This window comes from Mumia flava, assembly GCF_002797495.1.
GTDB classification, from domain to species: domain Bacteria; phylum Actinomycetota; class Actinomycetes; order Propionibacteriales; family Nocardioidaceae; genus Mumia; species Mumia flava.
The window spans coordinates 291,043-310,423 of the sequence record NZ_PGEZ01000001.1 but is presented as its reverse complement, the minus strand read 5'-3'; the positions used below and the strand labels follow the sequence as shown (position 1 = coordinate 310,423).

Here is a 19,381-nt window from a genome sequence, read left to right as displayed (position 1 = left end):
TCAGGCGTGTGCGTGACGTGGTGTACCGGCCGCCGCGGGGTAGGCCGCTGCGGTGGCGAGGGGGTGCTTCGTCGGGCGGACACCCGGGTCCTGGCCGCGGGTTGCGTCCGACTCGCCGACGACGTCGTCGAGCGCGCGGGCCCCGAGCCGGCCGACGGGGGCGTCGTCACCGAACCCGCGAGCCACGACGACGTCGTGGCGAGCGGACTGGATCACGGGTGCCTCCGGGCGTGCAGCGGGCGGCGAGATCTTCGCCGTGGGGCCGTCATCATCTTGTCACTGCGATCCCTGCGACGCACATGTGGGTCGCTACCCGTCAGTACGGCACACTGGGTGCCTACCCTGGTGGCCAACCGGTTGCCACGAGAGCACAGGAGCGCACCTGATGGGCCTGTTCGGGCGCAAGAAGCGGACGCGGACGCGCGGTGGGGCGGTGGTCGCCGACCGCTCGGCCGACGCGCACGACCGCAAGCACCTCGAGCAGTTCATCGAGTCCCGCACCGGCGTCGAAGGCTTCGTGGAGCCGCCGACCGCCGTCTCGCAGACGACGCTCCTGCTGGTCGCGAAGGACGGCGAGTGGACCCGCCGCCGCGTCCCGTCGGCGGGGTGGGCGCACGAGTTCGCCAACAAGCACCAGGTCCCGACGTACGACGCGGGGGTGGTCGGCTACCCCCAGCGGATGCGGGAGTACAACCGCCGGGTCGCCGCCGAGCGCAAGCGCCGCGACCGCGAAGCCGGCGCCTGACGGTTCCCGCCGCCGGCCCCCGCCGTACGGCCGGGCTCAGCTCTGCGAGTCAGCCAGCGACTCCGCGAGCGCGACCAGCGTGCGCACGCTCATGCCGGTCCCGCCCTTCGGCACCTCGTCGTACGGCGCGCCGTCGTTGAACGCGGGTCCGGCGATGTCCAGGTGGGCCCAGGTGGTGTCGTCGTCGACGAACTGCTGCAGGAACGCGGCGGCGTACAGCGTGCCACCGGCCGGCTTCGGGTTGTGCTGGCGCACGTCGGCCAGCTCGGAGCTGGTGACCTTGTCGAGCACCTCACGGGTGATCGGCAGCGGCCAGAACGCCTCGCCGACGGACTCCCCGAGATCCACCACGCGGCTGCGCAGGTCGGCGTCGTTGCCGAGCACGCCGGCGGTCCGCTCGCCGAGCGCCACGACCGCGGCACCGGTGAGGGTCGCCACGTCGACGAGGACGTCGGGCTTGGCCTCGGACGCGACCCGCAGGCCGTCCGCGAGGACGAGCCGGCCCTCGGCGTCGGTGTTGTGGATCTCGACGGTGGTGCCGCCGCGGATCGTGATGACGTCGCCGGGTCGCAGTGCCGAGCCGCTCGGCATGTTCTCGGCCATCGGGGCCACGCACGTGACCTGCACGGGCAGCCCGATCGCCGCGATCGCGAGCGTCGCGGCGACGACCGAGGCCGCACCGGCCATGTCGCACTTCATCGTCATCATGCTCGCGCCGGGCTTGAGGCTGAGCCCGCCGGAGTCGAACGTGATGCCCTTGCCGACGAGCGCGAGGTGCGCCACGGCCTTGCGCGGCTTGTAGGTCAGCGTGACCAGGCGCGGCGGGCTCGCCGACCCCTGCCCGACGGCGAGGACACCCCCGCACTTCTCCTTGGCCAGCCGGGCCTCGTCCCACACGGTCGCCTTGACACTTCCGCCGTCGGCGAGCCCGCTCTTCGCGACCTCCGTCACGGCGTCCGCGAACGCCTCGGGCGTCAGGTCGCCGGGGGGCGTGTTGACCCAGTCGCGGGCGTGGTTCACCGCCGACGCGGTGGCCCGACCGGCGTCGAGCGCGGCTGCGGCCTCGGCGTCGCGCGACAGCCGGGTCAGGACCACGACGGCGTTGGGGTGGTCCTCGGCGTCGCTCGCGGACTCGGCCGACGTCTTGTAGCGGTCGAAGCGGTAGCCGCCGAGCAGCGCGCCCTCGGCGATCGCGCGGACGCAGTCGGGCGTCGGCGTCGGCAGCGCGTACGCGAGGGTGGCGACGTTGTGCGCGGCGGTGAAGGTCTTCGCCGCGATCCGGCGCAGCCGGACCGGGTCGGGCGCCTCGGACCCCGCACCGACGGCGATCACGACACCCGCCCGGATCGCGCCCTGGGTGGGGATCACCGCGACCTGACCGGGCTTGCCGCTGAAGCCGAGCATGCTCAGCATCGTCGAGAACCGCCGCCCGAAGGCCTTGCCGACGTTCTCGGCCGGTGCCAGGGCGTGCAGGTCGCTGTCGACCGCGATCACGACGGCGTCCGCGCGTGTGGTCGTCGGCGAGGCGGAGCTGAGGGTGAAACGGGGCTCGGTCTTCTTCGTCGCCATGCACGTCACCCTACGGCGAGCGGGTAGGTTCGCGTCCATGACGCTGCTCTCCTCACCGTTGCACCGCCGTCACGTCGAGCTCGGGGCGAAGCTCGCGGAGTTCGGTGGGTGGGAGATGCCGCTGGAGTACGCCGGCGGCGGTGTCCTCGCCGAGCACAAGGCCGTACGGGAGGGGGTCGGCGTCTTCGACGTCAGCCACCTCGGCAAGCTGGCGGTCCGGGGCGCCGGCGCGGCCGCGCTGGTGGACCGCTGCCTGACGAACGCGCTCGAGCGGATCGGTCCCGGGCAGGCGCAGTACACCCTGTGCTGCACGCCCGACGGTGGTGTCGTCGACGACCTGATCGTGTACCGCCGAGCCGACGACGACCTGCTGGTCATCCCCAACGCCGCGAACACCGCAGCGGTCGCAGCGGTTCTCACCGAGCACGCGCCGGGCGGCGTGGTCGTCACCGACCGGCATCGCGACGACGCCGTGATCGCCGTGCAGGGACCGCGGAGCGCCGAGGTTCTCGAGCGGATCGGTCTGCCGGTGGCGCACGACTACATGGGGTTCGAGACCGCCGAGCTCGCCGGTGCGACGCTCACGGTCTGCCGCACGGGCTACACCGGCGAGAAGGGGTACGAGATCGTGGTCGCCGCCGACGCCGCGGTCGCGGTGTGGGACGCGGTGATGGCGTCGGGGGAGTCCGACGGGATCCGTCCGTGCGGCCTCGGCGCGCGCGACACCCTGCGGACCGAGATGGGCTATCCGCTGCACGGCCAGGACCTGTCGCTCGACATCACGCCGGTGATGGCGCGGCTCGGCTGGGCCGTCGGATGGGACAAGCCCGAGTTCGTCGGGCGCGACGCGCTGCTCGCCCAGCGGGCGGAGGGCTCCGTACCGCTGCTGCGCGGGCTGCGCGGCACCGGGCGCGGCATCGCCCGGCCCGGGATGCGGGTGTCCGCCGGCGGTGCCGATGTCGGCCGCGTCACCTCGGGGACGTTCTCTCCGACCCTGCGGACTCCCGTCGCGCTGGCGCTGGTGGACCGCTCGGTCTCCGTCGGCGACGAGGTCGTGGTCGACGTGCGCGGTCGCGAGGCGTCGTTCGAGGTCGTCAAGCCGCCGTTCGTGCAGCCGTCGACCCGCTAGCGGCCTCAGGGCGGGCCGAGCTGCCGGACCGTCCGGCACCCGTGCATCCCCTCAGGTGCGACCGTAGCCGCCGAAGTGCGCACCTACGGGGCTGCGCATGCGCCGGCGGGGTCTCGACGGGCTCGCCGGCAGGGACTCAGATCTTGTCGCCGTGGCGCACCTGCGGCTTGGGGAGCCGCAGGCGCCGGATCTGCGTGCTGCGCAGCAGGGCGTACGCGGTCAGGCCCTTGGTGGAGGCGTCGGGGAAGCGCTCGCGCACCCCGCGCTTGACCTTGCGGACGAGCACGAACGAGTCGATCACCGTGCCGACGATCGCGACCAGCCACAGCGTGTAGATCGTCGAGACCGCCCACGCCGCCGGCACCAGCGACATCAGCAGGATCACGACGAGGACCGGCATGAGGTACTCGCCGAGGTTGCGACGCGAGTCCACGGTGTCGCGCACGAACCGGCGGACCGGGCCGCGGTCGCGGGCCGGGAGGTAGCGGTCGTCGCCGGTCTCCATCGCCTGGCGGATCTTGCCGCGCTCGGCGGACCGGCGCGCGCGGTCCGCCTTCGCCTGCTCCTTGCGCGAGCCCGGAGACTTCAGCGCTGCCTTGCGAGCCGCCTCCGCCTCCTTGCGCGTGGGGGTCGGTCGACCCTTGCCTCCCGCCTTCGGCTCGGGGATCGGCTCGGCGGCGGACTTGTCGTTGCGTCGGAACACGGGTGCCTCGGTCGTTCGGTCGGGAGGGCGGCTGCTGGTCGAGCCTACCGGGGCGCCCCTCGCGCCAGAAGAGGCCGGTGCGTTCCTGACGCCCTGGGCCGTAAGGTGGAGCCAACAGCGACTCCGAAGGGGACAGACTCCACGATGGGCATCATGAAGCGGATGGGGATGATCTTCCGCGCCAAGGCCAACAAGGCTCTCGACAAGGCCGAGGATCCGCGCGAGACCCTGGACTACAGCTACCAGAAGCAGCTCGAGCTGCTCCAGAAGGTGCGTCGCGGCGTCGCCGACGTGGCGACGAGCCGCAAGCGCGTCGAGCTGCAGATCAACCAGCTCGAGCAGCAGGGCACCAAGCTGCAGGACCAGGCGAAGAAGGCGCTGGCGGCCAACCGCGAGGACCTCGCCCGCGAGGCCCTGACCCGTCGTTCGGGTCTGGAGCAGCAGATCTCCGACCTCCAGACGCAGCACGCCGCGCTCCAGGCCGAGGAGGAGAAGCTCACCCTCGCGTCGAAGCGCCTCCAGGCCAAGGTCGAGTCGTTCCGGACGCGCAAGGAGACGATCAAGGCGACCTACACGGCCGCCGAGGCGCAGACGCAGATCACCGAGGCGTTCTCCGGGATCTCGGAGGAGATGGGTGACGTCGGCATGGCGATCCAGCGTGCCGAGGACAAGACGGCCCAGCTGCAGGCGCGCTCGGGCGCGGTCGACGAGCTGCTCGCCTCCGGCGCCCTCGACGACGTGACCGCCGGCCCGAACGACGACATCTCGCGCGAGCTGGACGCGCTCGCGTCGAGCTCCAGCGTCGACGCCGAGCTCGAGGCGATGAAGAAGCAGCTCGGGGGCGGCGACGCCAAGCCGGCGATCGACGCGAAGAAGGAGGACGAGGCGTGATCGTCCGGATCCTCACCGAGGGCCAGTTCCGGGTGCCCGACGCCGACGTCGAGCGGCTCGAGGCCCTGGACGACGCCGTCGAGGCAGCGGTCACCGCTCACGACGATGCCGCCTTCGTGTCCGCGCTGAACGACCTGCTGGGGGCGGTCCGCGACCACGGCACCCCGGTCCCGGACGCCGAGATCGTGGAGTCGGACCTGATCCTGCCCGCGTCGGACTCGTCGATCCACGAGGTCGAGGAGCTGCTCGGTGCCGACGGGTTCATCCCCGGCTGAGTCCGGCTGAGTCCCGGGGGAGGACCGGTCGAGGTCCACCCGGGAACGGTCGGGCCTCGACGGTCGTTGTTCAGGTGGAGCGGGCCGTGTGCGGCCCCGGGAGAGGAACCATGTCCAGGACTCGCTTTCGCAGCGACGCCAAGCTGACCCGCCGGATCGGCGCGGTCAGTCTCGGTCTGGTCGCGCTGTACCTCGCATTCGGTGCGGTGCTGATCACCGTCATGCCGAGCGCTCTGACCGCCGCCGTCGTCATCATCGCGATGGCGTGGGGGCAGTGGTACTTCTCGGACAAGCTGGCCCTGGCCTCGATGAAGGCCCGCGTCGTCACGCCCGAGCAGGCGCCGGAGCTGCACGGCATGATCGACCGGCTGTGCGCGCTCGCCGACATGCCGAAGCCGACGGTCGCGGTGGCCGACACCGACCTCCCGAACGCGTTCGCCACCGGTCGCTCGCCGCAGCACTCGGCGGTCTGCGTGACCACCGGGATCCTGCGTCGCCTCGACGCCGAGGAGCTCGAGGGCGTGCTGAGCCACGAGCTGGCCCACGTCGCCAACCGCGACGTCGCGGTGATGACGGTGGCCTCGTCGCTGGGCCTGCTCGCCGGGTTCCTGATCCGTTGGGCGCCGTTCCTGGGCGGCGGGCGCGACCGCAACAACAACGCAGCGCTGATGTTCATCGTGGTCTGGCTGGCCAGCATGATCGCCTACTTCATCAGCTTCCTGCTCACCCGTGCGCTGTCGCGCTACCGCGAGCTGTCCGCCGACCGCTCCGGCGCGTACCTCACGGGCAAGCCCTCCGCGCTCGCCTCGGCGCTGACGAAGATCACCGGCGAGATGGGCCGGATCCCCAGCCGCGACCTGCGCGAGGTCGAGAACATGAGCGCGTTCTTCTTCGCCACACCGGCCTTCGACCGCCAGTCGCTGGCGGGCATGTTCGCGACCCACCCGCCGGTCGAGAAGCGCCTCGAGCAGCTCGCACGGATCTCCGCCGACCTCGGACGACCCCTCTGATGGGGTTCTTCGACTCGCTGTTCGGCCGGACGAAGCCGCCGAGCGCCGACCTGGACGCGTTGTTCGCCCTGCCCTCGGCAGCCATCACGCTCGAGGCGGCGGCCGGCATCCGCCCGACCGGCATCGGCGCGGTCTGCTACCGCCAGAGCGAGGGTGCGGCCTTCCACGACACCCAGCGCGACGTCACCGAGCTGCTCGACGCGGACCAGGGACCGAAGGTCGAGCGGACCGTCGACGACTTCGGCTTCACGTGGCTGCTGTGCCGCCACGACGCCGGCGACGTCGGCGGGCTGGTGACCGACCTGCACGCGATCAACACCGCGCTCACCGACAACGGCTTCGGACCGCAACTGCTGTGCTCCACTGTCGCATTCACCACGGCCGACGGCGCCCCGTTCGCGCTGGTCTACCTCTACAAGCGCGGCACCTTCTACCCCTTCGCACCGACCGGCCCGAACCGCCGTGACAACGCCCTCGAGCTCCAGGTCCGCGGGATCGTCGGCGACGACCTGCGGATCGAGTCGGACCTCGGCCGCTGGCTCGCGGTCTGGGGCGCTCCGGGTCTGGGATAGACGGACGGCTCGGCGCGGCCCCACCGGGGTAGGCGCCTGGGGCGGCGCCGAGGCCGCTCGGTAGATTCGAGGACGCGCGCCGCCGGCGGCTCGCTCCGTCACCACTTCGAGGACACGCATGACCATCGTCACCCTGGACCGCGACCAGATCTCCACCCTGCTGGGCGAGCAGCGCGACGCGTACGACGCGCTGAAGGCTCGTGACCTCGCGCTGGACCTGACCCGGGGCAAGCCCGGGGCCGACCAGCTCGACCTCTCGAACGCGCTGCTGTCCCTCCCGGGCTCCGACGACTACCGCGCCGCCGACGGCACCGACACCCGCAACTACGGCGGTCTGGACGGTCTGCCGGAGCTGCGTGCCATCTTCTCCGACCTGCTCGGCATCCCCGTCGATCAGCTGCTCGCGCAGGGCAACTCCAGCCTCACGCTGATGCACGACGTCATCGTGTGGGCGCTCCTCCACGGCTTCGACGACTCTCCGCGGCCCTGGTCGGCCGAGGAGACGGTCAAGTTCGTCTGCCCCGTGCCGGGCTACGACCGCCACTTCGCGCTGCTGGAGTCGCTCGGCATCGAGATGGTCACCGTCGACATGCTCTCCGACGGCCCGGACGTCGACGCCGTCGCCGCGCTGATCGGCTCCGACCCGTCGTTCAAGGGTCTGTGGCTCGTCCCGACGTACGCCAACCCGACCGGTGTGACGACGACACCGGAGGTCGCCGCCCGGCTGATGGCGCTCCCGGCGGCGGCCCCGGACTTCCGGGTGTTCTGGGACAACGCGTACGCCGTGCACCACCTGACCGAGACCGAGACGAAGTCGGCTGCCGCGCTCGAGCTGGCCGCCGCCGGCGGGCACCCGGACCGCGTGGTCTTCTTCGCCTCGACCTCCAAGATCACCTTCGCCGGCTCGGGCGTCGCGTTCTTCGGCTCCTCGCCGGCGAACGTCGCCTGGTTCCGCCGCCACCTGTCGTTCGCCTCGATCGGTCCCGACAAGGTCAACCAGCTGCGCCACGTCCGGTTCTTCGGCGACGCCGACGGTGTCCGCGCGCACATGCACGAGCACACCGAGCTGCTGGCTCCGAAGTTCGCCGCGGTCGAGCAGATCCTGACCGACCGGCTCGCCTCGTACGGTGTGGCGCGGTGGAGCACGCCGACCGGCGGCTACTTCGTCGACCTCGACGTCGTGGACGGCACCGCGGCGCGGGTGGTGGAGCTCGCGAAGGGCGCCGGGATCGCACTCACCCCGGCCGGGTCGGCGTTCCCGTACAAGCAGGACCCGAACGACCGCAACATCCGGATCGCTCCGACGTTCGCCTCGATGGACGACCTGCGCACGGCCATGGAGGGGGTCGCGACCTGCGTCCTGCTCGCCGCGGCCGAGAAGGCGCTGGCCTGATCCGATGCGCGTGCTGGTGGCGCCGGACAAGTTCGCCGGCACCCTGAGCGCGCCCGAGGCCGCCGCGGCGATCGCGGCTGGGTGGGCGCGGCGGGCGCCGGACGACGTCCTGGACCTCGTCGGGATGGCCGACGGGGGACCGGGCTTCGTGACGACCCTGCACGCGGCCCTGGGCGGCCGCGTGCAGCGAGCGAGCGTCCGAGGGCCGCTCGGAGCCCCGGTCGACGTCGAGATCCTGCTCGTCGACCACGGTGCTGGGGGCGCCGCACCCGACGGCCCCACGGCGTACGTCGAGTCCGCGCAGGCCTGCGGCCTCGCCGCGGACGACCGACGTGAGCCCGATCGCGCGAGCACGTACGGCGTGGGTCAGGCGGTCGCGACCGCTCTCGACGCGGGCGCTCGTACGGTCGTGGTCGGGCTCGGCGGGAGCGCGACCACCGACGGCGGTGCCGGCTTGCTCGCCGCACTCGGCGCGGAGGCCGACCGGCCGCTCGACGGCGGCCCGCAGGCGTTCGACGGGATCGGCCGGCTCGACCTCGCGCCGGCGCGGTCCCGGGTCGCGGGGGTCCGGCTGGTCGCGGCGACCGACGTGACCACGCCGCTCCTGGGGATGTTCGGCGCTGCCCGGACCTTCGGCCCCCAGAAGGGCCTGGACTCCGACGGCGTGCTGCGGGTGGACGGCCTCCTTGAGCAGCTCGTCGTCGCGGCCTGCGGGTCGTCACCCGCCGAGCGGCGTGCGGCCGACGCCGCGGGAGCCGGCGCTGCCGGCGGCCTGGGCTTCGCGCTCCAGCTCCTCGGCGCCGCCACCGAACCGGGCGTCGAGCTGGTGGCCGACGCCGTGGGGCTCACCGAGCGGGCCCGGTCCGCCGACGTCGTGATCACCGGCGAGGGGTCCTTCGACATCACCTCGGCGGCCGGGAAGGTCGTGGACGGGGTCGCCGACCGGGCGGCGGCGGCCCTGCGTCCGTGCGTCGTGCTCGCCGGACGGGTGGAGGTCGGTTCGCGGGAGCGTCGCGCGATGGGGATCGAGGCGGCCTACGCGCTGGTCGACCTCGTCGGCGCCGAGCGTGCGATGGCCGAGCCCGCGGCCGCGTTGGCCGAGCTGGGCGAGCGGGTGGCGACGACGTGGTCGTCCACCGGGCGGCGCGACACGGGGTCCGTCGGCCCGACGGCGTAGGCTTGGGCCCGTACGGTGGAATGAACAGGCGAGCCGCCGCGTTCGAAGGTGAACGGACGCGTCCTTGCACCAGAGACATACGGGAGAACACATGACCGTGCAGAGCACCGACGACACCGCGATCCAGGGCGTCACGCTCACGGACAACGCGGCCTCCAAGGTCAAGAGCCTGCTGGAGCAGGAGGGCCGCGAGGACCTCTCGCTGCGCATCGCCGTGCAGCCGGGCGGCTGCTCGGGCCTGCGCTACCAGCTCTTCTTCGACGAGCGCACGCTCGACGGGGACGAGGCGGCCGAGTTCGACGGGGTCTCGCTGGTCGTCGACCGGATGAGCGTCCCTTACCTCCACGGCGCCACGATCGACTTCGTGGACACGATCGAGAAGCAGGGCTTCACGATCGACAACCCGAACGCCACCGGCTCGTGCGCCTGCGGCGACTCGTTCCACTGAGCCGCCGTACGACCGGGTCGGCGCCGGCCTAGCAGCACGGCACCGAGCCGACCCCGCACGACCACGAGGACCGTGCCTCACTCCCGGTGAGGCACGGTCCTCGCGTTCTGCGCCCCGGGCCCGCGCGCCGGTCGGGGGGACTATCGTGACTGCGGCACTGTTCGTCGACCGAGGAGCCTCCGTTGCAGATCGCCGTGTCCGGATCCATCGCGAACGATCACCTGATGACGTTCCCGGGGCTGTTCTCCGACTCGCTGGTCGTCGACCAGCTCGACAAGATCTCGCTGTCCTTCCTCGTCGACGACCTCGAGGTACGCCGCGGGGGCTGCGGCGCGAACATCGCGTTCGGCCTCGCGGTGCTGGGCCAGCGCCCCGTGCTGATCGGCGCCGTGGGGGAGGACTTCGCGGACTACCGCTCGTGGCTGGAGCGGCACGGGGTCGACTGCTCGGGGGTCCACACCTCCGAGACCAAGCACACCGCGCGGTTCGTCTGCACGACCGACCGGTCGCACGCCCAGATCGCGACCTTCTACGCCGGGGCGATGTCGGAGGCGCGCGAGATCGAGCTCGCCCCGATCCACGACCGGTCAGGCGGTTGGGGGATCGTGCTGATCGGACCCGACGACCCCGAGGGGATGGTCCGCCACACCGAGGAGTGCCGCAGCCGTGGCTATCGCTTCGCGGCCGATCCCTCCCAGCAGCTCGCCTGGGCCGACGGCGACCTGATCCGCCGGCTGATCGACGGCGCCGCGTACCTGTTCTCCAACGAGTACGAGGCCGCGCTGACGGAGAAGAAGACCGGGTGGAGCGCAGGCGAGATCGCCGAGCGCGTCGGCACCCGTGTCGTCACCCGTGGTGCCGCCGGCGTCACGGTCTTCGAGGAGGACGGCTCCGTGCTCGAGGTTCCGGCGATCGCCGGGATCGACGCGGTCGACCCGACCGGGGTGGGTGACGCGTTCCGGGCGGGGTTCCTGGCCGGGCTGGCCCTCGAGCTCGGGCACGAGCAGTGCGCGCAGCTGGGGTGCACCCTTGCGGCGGGCGTGGTGGAGACCACCGGGACGCAGGAGTACCGCCTCGACCGGGCCGGTCTGCTGGCCCGTCTGGGCGTGCAGTACGGCGACGAGGCGGCGCGCATCGTAGACGATGCCCTGCCCGCGCTGTGAGGGGACCTCTGGCGGCTCGACCGACCAGTCCGGGGTAGGGTGCTGTCGTTCGCGGTCGGACGGTACCGCTGCTCCGGGAGCGCCCTCCGTCACCGCTGCGGTCAGAAGACGTATCGAGCCAGAAAGGCGCCTGGTGGGTCTGGAACTCTTCGCGCGCGACAAGCGATCCGAGGACAAGCGTCGCCGCCCGAGCACCACGGTGCTGGGCGTCGTGTCCGTGGTCGCCGCGACCGTGATGCTCAGTGGTTGCTCTCCGACGGACGCGAACGAATGGAAGCGCCTGGCGCTGCCGGTCGGCGCGAGCGACCGGGTCGACGCGATGTTCCCCCTGTGGGTGGGAGCGTGGATCGCGAGCGGCGTCGTCTTCGTCCTCGTCTTCGGCCTGATGGCCTGGGCGATGGTCCGCTACCGCAAGCGTGACGAGGACGCCCCGAGCCAGATCCGCTACCACCTCCCGCTGGAGGTGCTGTACACGGTGGCGCCGATCATCGTGGTCGCGATCTTCTTCGCGGAGACCGTCTCGGCGCAGAACGAGATGCTGGAGAAGGTCGACGACCCCGACCACACGGTCACGGTGGTCGGGAGCAAGTGGCAGTTCACCTTCAACTACCTGGACGAAGAGGCCACCGGCGGCGTCCCGGTCTTCGACACGGGCGACACCGACAACCCGACCGAGCTGTGGCTGCCGGTCGACGAGTCGGTGCGGTTCAACCTGGTCTCGCCCGACGTCATCCACTCGTTCTGGGTGCCGGAGTTCTACTTCAAGATGGACGTCGTCCCCGGCAAGGTCAACAGCTTCGACCTCACCCCGAACCGAGAGGGCACGTTCACCGGCCGCTGCGCCGAGCTGTGCGGTCTCTACCACTCGCGGATGATCTTCACGGTGCGCATCGTCTCCAGCGAGGAGTACGACGCCCACCTGCAGGAGCTCCAGGCCGCCGGCCAGGTCGGTGAGCCCGAGGGCGCCGCCGAGGCGTACCGGATCGCCGGGCTCGCCGAGGCCGAGGCAGCCAACGCAGAGAACGGAGAAGAGGAGTGACCGCGGTCGCAGAACCCACCGCCGCCAGCGGGACACCGGAGCCCTCGGGCCCGAAGCCGCTCGGCAAGCGGATCGTCAACCTGATGACGACGACCGATCACAAGCAGATCGGCACCCTCTACCTCGTCACGTCGTTCGTCTTCTTCCTGATCGGCGGCATCCTCGCGCTGCTGATCCGCGCGGAGCTGGCTGCGCCGGGCACGCAGGTCGTCGACGACGAGACGTACAACCAGCTGTTCACGATGCACGGCACGATCATGCTGCTGATGTTCGCGACGCCGCTGTTCGTCGGCTTCGCGAACTGGATCATGCCGCTGCAGATCGGTGCGCCCGACGTCGCCTTCCCGCGCCTCAACATGTTCAGCTACTGGCTGTTCCTGTTCGGCAGCACGATCGTCGTGGCCGGGTTCTTCGTCCCCGGTGGCGCGGCGAGCTTCGGCTGGTTCGCGTACGCCCCGCTCTCGGACGCGATCAACTCACCGGGCGTCGGCGGCGACATGTGGGTGCTGGGCCTCTACATGTCCGGTCTGGGCACCATCCTCGGTGGCGTCAACTTCGTGACGACGATCTTCACGATGCGCGCCCCCGGCATGACCATGTTCCGGATGCCGATCTTCACCTGGAACGTCCTGGTCACGAGCCTTCTGGTGCTGATCGCCTTCCCGATCCTCGCGGCCGCGCTCCTCGCGCTGTTCGCGGATCGTCAGTTCGGCGCCCACGTCTTCGACCCCGCGACCGGCGGGCCGATCCTGTGGCAGCACCTGTTCTGGTTCTTCGGCCATCCGGAGGTCTACATCATCGCGCTGCCGTTCTTCGGCATCGTGACGGAGATCCTGCCGGTCTTCAGCCGCAAGCCGATCTTCGGCTACATCGGTCTGGTCGGCGCCACCCTGGCGATCGCCGCGCTGTCCGTGGCGGTGTGGGCGCACCACATGTTCGTCACCGGGTCGGTCGACCTCGCGTTCTTCTCCTTCATGACGTTCCTGATCGCGGTCCCGACCGGAGTGAAGTTCTTCAACTGGATCGGCACGCTCTGGGGCGGTTCGCTGAGCTTCGACACACCGCTGGTGTGGACCCTGGGCTTCCTCACGACGTTCCTGTTCGGTGGCCTGACGGGCATCATCCTGGCGTCGCCGGCCCTGGACTTCGCGCTGTCCGACAGCTACTTCGTGGTGGCGCACTTCCACTACGTCGTCTTCGGCACCGTCGTCTTCGCGATGTTCGCGGGGTTCTACTACTGGTGGCCCAAGTTCACCGGCCGCATGCTCAACGAGCGGCTCGGCAAGATCCACTTCTGGCTGCTGTTCGTCGGCTTCCACACGACCTTCCTCGTGCAGCACTGGCTGGGTGTCGAGGGCATGCCGCGCCGCTACGCGGACTACTCGCCGGGCGACGGCTTCACGATCCTCAACCAGGTCTCGTCGGTCGGAGCGATCCTGCTGGCGATCTCGACGCTGCCGTTCTTCTACAACCTGTGGATCTCCCGGAACAACCCGAAGGTCGGAGTCGACGACCCGTGGGGCTGGGGCCGCTCGCTGGAGTGGGCGACGTCCTGCCCGCCGCCGCGGCACAACTTCACGAAGCTGCCGCGGATCCGTTCGGAGAGCCCGGCGTTCGACCTGCACCACCCCGAGCTCGCCCTGCTCGAGCACGCCGACAACGACAACCTCGAGTCGAAGACGGCAGACGCGCCCGATGTGAACGGGCGTCGGGAGCATCTCGAAGGTCAGACGCAGGAGCGTCGGGAAGGTGAGGATCGGTGAAGGCCGAAGCCTGGGTGGTCGCGTCGGTCGCGATCTTCTTCGTGATCGTGACCCCCATCTACTGGATCGCCTCGGGTGATCCGACCGGCACGACGGCGCTGGTGATGGCCGCCCTGCTGGCTGCTCTGCTGGGGTTCTACCTCGGTGTGGTGGCCAAGCAGATCCCGGCCCGGCTGGAGGACCGCGACGACGCCGAGATCGCCGAGGGCGCCGGAGAGCAGGGCTTCTACCCGCCCTGGAGCTGGTGGCCGCTGTGGTGCGCCCTGGCCTTCGGCGCCATGATCATCGGCCTGATCTTCGGGTGGTGGCTGTTCATCATCGCCTCCGGCTTCGGCGCCATGGCCGTGTGCGGTTGGGTCTTCGAGTACTACCGGGGCGTCTTCGAGCACTGATCCACCGCCGCTGGTCCACCGCCGCTGGGCGGTCGGCCCGCGGCGCGTGTGGGGGCGGTTGCTACCCTCGGAGGGGTTCTACGTGCTCCAAGGGGGATCATGACGACTCGTACGCCCAGGATCGACCGCCGACGGCACCTGCTCGTCGGCGGCGTGCTGAGCGCTGCGCTGGTGCTCGCCGGTTGCTCCGGCGCCGCCGACGCCGGCCTCGGCAGCTCCGACGATCCGGAGACGTCTCCGACGCCGACCTCGGCGCCGGATGTCGTGCTCTCCTCGAACGTCGACGACGGCGCGCGCGATGTCGCGGTCGACACCGAGGTGTCCCTCGCCGCGGAGAACGGCACGATCACCGCCGTGACGGCCCACTTCGGCAAGAAGGCGAAGCCGAAGCGGACCGTCCAGGGGGAGATCAGCTCCGACGGCGCCTCCTGGACCGCTGACGGCACGCTCGAGCCCGGCAAGAAGTACCGCCTCGAGGTGACGACCCGCGACGAGGACGGCGCCACCGAGACGGTGCAGCGCACGTTCCGCACGACCGACTTGAGGCTCGACCAGCAGGCGTACGCCTCGATCTCGCCTCTGGACGGCCAGACCGTCGGCGTCGCGATGCCGATCATCGTCCGGTTCGACATCCCGGTGACCCGCCGGGCCGAGGTCGAGCGCCACCTCGAGGTGAGCTCGAAGCCCCAGGTCAACGGGACGTGGAGCTGGGTGAGCGACTCGGAGGTCCACTTCCGTCCCCGCAAGTACTGGCCGGCCGGCACCGACGTGGACGTGAACGTCAACATCAACAGCCTGAAGACCGCCAAGGGGATCTACGGGCAGATGGACCGCTCGACGTCGTTCCAGATCACCGACCAGGCGGTCACCAGCGTCGTCGACGTCGCGAACCACACGCTGACCGTGAAGGTCGACGGGAAGGTCGCCCGTACGATCCCGGCGACCACCGGCAAGGCCGGGTTCGAGACCCGCAACGGCACCAAGGTCATCATGGAGAAGCACCTGGAGAAGCGGATGGACGCCGCGACCACCGGGATCTCCGAGGACGACCCGGAGTACTACAACATCTCCGACGTGAAGTACGCCATGCGGGTGACGAACTCCGGCGAGTTCGTCCACGCGGCCCCGTGGTCGGTCGGGTCACAGGGCTCCGCCAACGTCAGCCACGGCTGCACCGGTCTGAGCGTCGAGAACGCCCAGTGGTACTACGGGATCTCCACGATCGGTGACCCGGTGAAGTTCGTGAACTCGAGCCGGACCGTGCTCGAGCCCCAGAACGGCTGGACCGACTGGAACATCTCGTACAAGGAGTTCAAGAAGGGCTCCGCGCTGAGCTGAGGACGCGGCGCGACCGGTCGCTGCTCAGCTGAAGCCGGCGACCGGTCCGTCGTCCTCGGCCGGCCCGATGCGGTCGGGGGAGAGGGTCGCGGCGGCGACGATCAGCCCGAGGTGGGAGAACGCCTGCGGGACGTTGCCGAGCATCCGCTGCGCGTGCGGGTCGTACTCCTCGGACAGCAGGCCGACGTCGTTGCGCAGGGCCCGCAGCTTCTCGAAGAGAGCGACGGCGTCGTCGCGCCGTCCGATCAGGGCGAGCGCGTCGACGAGCCAGAAGGTCGTGAGCAGGAACGCACCCTCGCCCGGGGGAAGCCCGTCGACGGGGTGGTCGTCGTCGGACTCCATCGGATAGCGGAGCACGAAGTCGCCGACCTTGAGGTCGCGCTCGATCGCCTCCACGGTCGCGATGATGCGCGGGTCGTCCGGGGGGAGGAAGCCGACCCGGACCATGGTGAGGAGCGCTGCGTCGACGACGTCGGCGCCGTAGTACTGCACGAACGTCCCCCGTTCCTCGTTCCAGCCCCGCTCGCAGACCTCGGCATGGATCCGGTCGCGCAGCTCGGCCCAGCGGTCCTGAGGGACGCTCGTCCCGAGGCGGAGGTGCTCCGCGATCCGGAGGGCCCGGTCGAACGCCGTCCAGGCCATCACCTTCGAGTGGACGAAGTGGCGACGAGGTCCTCGGATCTCCCAGATCCCCTCGTCCGGCTCGTCCCAGACCCGTTCGAGGTGCTCCATGATGGCAGGCAGCAGGGCATCCTCCTCGTTCCGCTGAACGGGGAGGTCCTCGTCCTCCGGCTTCACCAGCCCGCTGCTCAGGGCCGTCCACGTCGCCTCGAGCACCTCACCGAACACGTCCAGCTGGAACTGGTCGCTCGCGGCGTTACCGATCCGCACGGGTGCCGATCCCTCGTACCCGGGGAGCCAGTCCAGCTCGAGCTCGGGCAGGCGACGCTCTCCGCCCACGCCGTACATGATCTGGAAGTCGCCGGGGTTGCCTGCCACCGCGCGACGGAGCCAGGCGTACCAGGCCGCTGCCTCGGCGCCGTAGCCGCACTCGACGAGCGCCTGCAGCGACAGCGAGGCGTCGCGCAGCCAGGAGAAGCGGTAGTCCCAGTTGCGGACACCACCGATGTGCTCGGGCAGCGAGGTCGTGGCGGCAGCCACGACCGCACCGGTCGGGGAGTACGACAGCGCCTTGATCGTGATGAGCGAGCGCCGGACGTCCTCGGCCCACGCACCGTCATAGGTGCACCGGCTCGACCACCGGGTCCACCAGGCGTCCGTACGGGCGCACGCGGCGGCGGCATCGAGGGGGAGCGGCGGGTGGTGGCCGGCGGCGTACCAGGCCAGTGAGAACGACTCGTCCTGGCCCTCCTCGCACCGGAACCGGGCTACGGTCCGCATGTCGTGTCCTTCGACCGGCACGGACGCGTGCAGGCGCAGCCCGTCCGGCCCGGCGACGAAGGTCTGGCCGGTGGCGGTGGCGTTCACCCACGGCGTGACCGAGCCGTAGTCGAAGCGGACCACCAGCTCCATCGTCATCTCGACGGTGCCGCGGAGCCCTTCGACGAGACGGAAGATCCGGGAGTGGTCGTGGTCGGCGGGGGACATGAAGTCGACGACGCGGACCGCGCCGTCGGCGGTCTCGAAGTCGGTCTCGAGCACGAGCGTGTCAGGGCGGTAGCGGCGGCTCACGGCCGTGACGTCACCCGCGGGCCGGAGGAGCCACCGCCCGTGCCCCTCGTCGCCCAGCAGGGACGCGAAGCACGCTCCGGAGTCGATCCTCGGGACGCACCACCAGTCGATCGAGCTGTCACGCCCGACCAACGCGACGCTGCGGGTGTCACCGATGATCGCGTAGTCCTCGATCATGCTCGCCATGGTCGTCCTCTCGCTCACCGTCGCACCGGTCCTCACCCTCGTGGCGGCGGACCGGTGGCATCACCGTCTCGCCCCGCCGCCACGACCGCAACCGATGCTCGCCGGCAGCGTAGCGGGGTCGGCGGCCGGCGCGCCTGGGGACCGAACGCGAGACGGCCCCGCCCCCGGTGAGGGGACGGGGCCGTCTCGGCCGGTGGTGCGTCAGTGGGACTTCGGCACGCCGGTCTCGCTGACCCCCGAGAAGTCCTCGGGCAGCTCGTTCGCCGGGTACGGGTCGTCGGAGTGGTGGTGTGCCGCCTCCTCGACCTCCTCGACGGTCGGCTTGTCGAGATCGTGCTCGTAGAACTTCCGCGAGAACCACGCCCGCAGCCGCTCCTTGCGACTCGCGGGGTTGCGGACACCGTGCTCGTCCTCGGTCTCCGGGGCTTCCAGGACCTGCGGCCGCTTGCGGTCGCTGAGCGTGAACGCCTGGTCCGCCGGGAGCGGAGCGTGCGCCTCGGCGTAGGCCCCGTCGGGCGACCGCACGATGATGCCGGTCTCGTAGCCGTGCAGCAGCGTCTCGTTGTCCTTGCGCTGCAGGCTGATGCAGATCCGCCGGGTGACGATGAACGCGATCACCGGTCCGACGAACACACCGATCCGGCAGAGCCACGTGATCACGAAGATGTCCAGGTTGAACTTCAGCGCGATGATGTCGTTGCCGCCGGCGATCCAGCAGACCCCGTAGAAGGTCATGCCCGCGACGCCGAGCGCGGTGCGGGTCGGCGCGTTGCGCGGGCGCTGGAGCAGGTGGTGCTCCGCGTTGTCGCGGGTCACCCACCGCTCGGCGAACGGCCAGATCGCGAGCACCGTGAACAGCAGGCCCATCAGCAGCACGGCCGGGATGAAGACGTTCAAGGAGAACGTCTCGGGACCGATCGTGAACTCCCAGTTGGGCATGATCCGGACCGCGCCCTCGACCCAGCCCATGTACCAGTCGGGCTGGCTGCCCGCCGTCACCTCGGAGGGGTTGTACGGGCCGTAGGTCCAGATCGGGTTGATCTGGATGAACGCCGCCATCAGCGCGGTGAACCCGAACACGATGAAGAAGAAGCCGCCGGCCTTCGCCGCGTAGACCGGGAGCATCGGGTAGCCGACGACGTTCTTCTCGGTCCGGCCGGGCCCAGGCCACTGCGTGTGCTTGTGGTAGACGAGCAGCAGCATGTGCGCGGCGATCAGACCGAGCAGCAGACCCGGGATCAGGAAGATGTGTGCCATGTACAGGCGGGCGATGATCAGGTCGCCGGGGAACTCACCACCGAAGACGAAGTACTCGAGGTACGAGCCCACGATCGGGATCGAGCGGATGAGGCCGTCGACGAAGCGAAGCCCGGTGCCCGACAGCAGATCGTCGGGGAGCGAGTAGCCCGCGAAGCCCTCGATCAGCGCCAGGGAGAACAGCCCGACGCCGATCAGCCAGTTGAGCTCACGCGGCTTGCGGTACGCGCCGGTGAAGAAGACCCGGAGCATGTGGGCCATCATCGCGGCGACGAACAGGGCCGCGGACCAGTGGTGGATCTGCCGCATCAGCAGACCGCCGCGGATGTCGAACGAGATGTCGAGCGTCGAGGCGTAGGCCTGGGACATCTCGAGCCCGCGCATCGGCTCGTACGAGCCGTTGTACGTGATCTCGTTCATGCTCGGCTGGTACCAGATCGCGAGGAACGTGCCGGTCAGCAGCAGCACGACGAACGACCACAGCGCGATCTCGCCGAGCAGGAACGACCAGTGGTCCGGGAACACCTTGCGGATGTTCTTCTTCACCAGGGGGCCGAGACCGAGACGGTCGTCGAGCCATCCCACGGGTCCGGCGGCCTTCTGGCCGAACTTCGTGTCCTTCAGTGGGGTGGTGCTCAC

At 70.6% G+C, this 19,381-nt stretch carries 19 protein-coding genes; 14 read left to right on the top strand and 5 right to left on the bottom strand.

Annotation, left to right across the window (positions count from 1 at the left end; all coding sequences use genetic code 11):
* Positions 1-216, bottom strand: a complete 216-nt coding sequence (locus tag CLV56_RS01455) for a hypothetical protein (protein ID WP_039368715.1) — start codon at positions 214-216, stop codon at positions 1-3.
* Between the two features lie 169 nt (positions 217-385).
* Here CLV56_RS01455 and CLV56_RS01450 point away from each other — a divergent pair, with 169 nt between their 5' ends.
* Positions 386-745 (top strand): hypothetical protein, encoded by a 360-nt coding sequence (locus CLV56_RS01450; RefSeq protein WP_039368713.1) that lies wholly within the window; start codon positions 386-388, stop codon positions 743-745.
* 36 nt (positions 746-781) lie between these two features.
* On the opposite strand, the gene CLV56_RS01445 is transcribed toward CLV56_RS01450, so the two are convergent.
* Complete coding sequence (locus CLV56_RS01445; RefSeq protein ID WP_039368711.1) at positions 782-2,314, bottom strand: leucyl aminopeptidase; 1,533 nt, start codon at positions 2,312-2,314, stop codon at positions 782-784.
* A gap of 37 nt (positions 2,315-2,351) precedes the next feature.
* Here CLV56_RS01445 and gcvT point away from each other — a divergent pair, with 37 nt between their 5' ends.
* Complete coding sequence (gcvT, locus tag CLV56_RS01440) at positions 2,352-3,443, top strand: glycine cleavage system aminomethyltransferase GcvT (protein WP_039368709.1); 1,092 nt, start codon at positions 2,352-2,354, stop codon at positions 3,441-3,443.
* Between the two features lie 136 nt (positions 3,444-3,579).
* On the opposite strand, the gene CLV56_RS01435 is transcribed toward gcvT, so the two are convergent.
* Positions 3,580-4,146 (bottom strand): DUF3043 domain-containing protein, encoded by a 567-nt coding sequence (locus CLV56_RS01435; RefSeq protein ID WP_039368707.1) that lies wholly within the window; start codon positions 4,144-4,146, stop codon positions 3,580-3,582.
* 144 nt (positions 4,147-4,290) lie between these two features.
* Between CLV56_RS01435 and CLV56_RS01430 the strand changes: the two genes are divergently transcribed.
* From CLV56_RS01430 to CLV56_RS01375, 12 genes are all read left to right on the top strand, one after another.
* Positions 4,291-5,037 (top strand): PspA/IM30 family protein, encoded by a 747-nt coding sequence (locus CLV56_RS01430; RefSeq protein WP_211287954.1) that lies wholly within the window; start codon positions 4,291-4,293, stop codon positions 5,035-5,037.
* Positions 5,034-5,312 (top strand): PspA-associated protein PspAA, encoded by a 279-nt coding sequence (gene pspAA, locus CLV56_RS01425; protein ID WP_039368706.1) that lies wholly within the window; start codon positions 5,034-5,036, stop codon positions 5,310-5,312. Before CLV56_RS01430 ends, pspAA begins: the two co-directional genes overlap by 4 nt.
* Before the next feature lie 110 nt (positions 5,313-5,422).
* Positions 5,423-6,322 carry a zinc metalloprotease HtpX gene (gene htpX, locus CLV56_RS01420; protein ID WP_039368704.1) on the top strand — a complete coding sequence of 300 codons (900 nt, stop codon included), beginning with the start codon at positions 5,423-5,425 and terminating at the stop codon, positions 6,320-6,322.
* A complete protein-coding gene (pspAB, locus tag CLV56_RS01415; protein ID WP_039368702.1) occupies positions 6,322-6,894 on the top strand; it encodes a PspA-associated protein PspAB in 573 nt (190 codons plus the stop codon). The genes htpX and pspAB overlap by 1 nt, the downstream gene beginning before the upstream one ends.
* A 118-nt stretch (positions 6,895-7,012) precedes the next feature.
* The gene (locus CLV56_RS01410) at positions 7,013-8,287 is read left to right on the top strand and encodes an aspartate aminotransferase type Ic (RefSeq protein ID WP_039368699.1); all 1,275 of its coding nucleotides are present in this window, start codon (positions 7,013-7,015) and stop codon (positions 8,285-8,287) included.
* 4 nt (positions 8,288-8,291) lie between these two features.
* Positions 8,292-9,464 (top strand): glycerate kinase family protein, encoded by a 1,173-nt coding sequence (locus CLV56_RS01405; protein WP_100414274.1) that lies wholly within the window; start codon positions 8,292-8,294, stop codon positions 9,462-9,464.
* A 91-nt stretch (positions 9,465-9,555) separates the two neighbouring features.
* Entirely contained in the window at positions 9,556-9,912 is a 357-nt protein-coding gene (gene erpA, locus CLV56_RS01400; protein ID WP_039368697.1) for an iron-sulfur cluster insertion protein ErpA, read from the top strand.
* Positions 9,913-10,136: 224 nt separating this feature from the next.
* On the top strand, positions 10,137-11,075 hold the full coding sequence (locus CLV56_RS01395) for a carbohydrate kinase family protein (protein ID WP_245857503.1): 939 nt from the start codon (positions 10,137-10,139) through the stop codon (positions 11,073-11,075).
* Between the two features lie 133 nt (positions 11,076-11,208).
* On the top strand, positions 11,209-12,114 hold the full coding sequence (gene ctaC / locus CLV56_RS01390; protein WP_245857499.1) for an aa3-type cytochrome oxidase subunit II: 906 nt from the start codon (positions 11,209-11,211) through the stop codon (positions 12,112-12,114).
* Positions 12,115-12,185: 71 nt separating this feature from the next.
* On the top strand, positions 12,186-13,877 hold the full coding sequence (gene ctaD, locus CLV56_RS01385; RefSeq protein WP_483869447.1) for an aa3-type cytochrome oxidase subunit I: 1,692 nt from the start codon (positions 12,186-12,188) through the stop codon (positions 13,875-13,877).
* Positions 13,874-14,269, top strand: coding sequence for a cytochrome c oxidase subunit 4 (locus CLV56_RS01380; protein WP_039368689.1), 396 nt, complete (start codon positions 13,874-13,876; stop codon positions 14,267-14,269). Before ctaD ends, CLV56_RS01380 begins: the two co-directional genes overlap by 4 nt.
* A 99-nt stretch (positions 14,270-14,368) precedes the next feature.
* Positions 14,369-15,607 (top strand): L,D-transpeptidase, encoded by a 1,239-nt coding sequence (locus CLV56_RS01375; protein ID WP_100414273.1) that lies wholly within the window; start codon positions 14,369-14,371, stop codon positions 15,605-15,607.
* 24 nt (positions 15,608-15,631) lie between these two features.
* On the opposite strand, the gene CLV56_RS01370 is transcribed toward CLV56_RS01375, so the two are convergent.
* Entirely contained in the window at positions 15,632-17,485 is a 1,854-nt protein-coding gene (locus CLV56_RS01370; RefSeq protein ID WP_039368686.1) for a glycoside hydrolase family 15 protein, read from the bottom strand.
* 201 nt (positions 17,486-17,686) lie between these two features.
* A complete protein-coding gene (qcrB, locus tag CLV56_RS01365; RefSeq protein ID WP_425437684.1) occupies positions 17,687-19,381 on the bottom strand; it encodes a cytochrome bc1 complex cytochrome b subunit in 1,695 nt (564 codons plus the stop codon).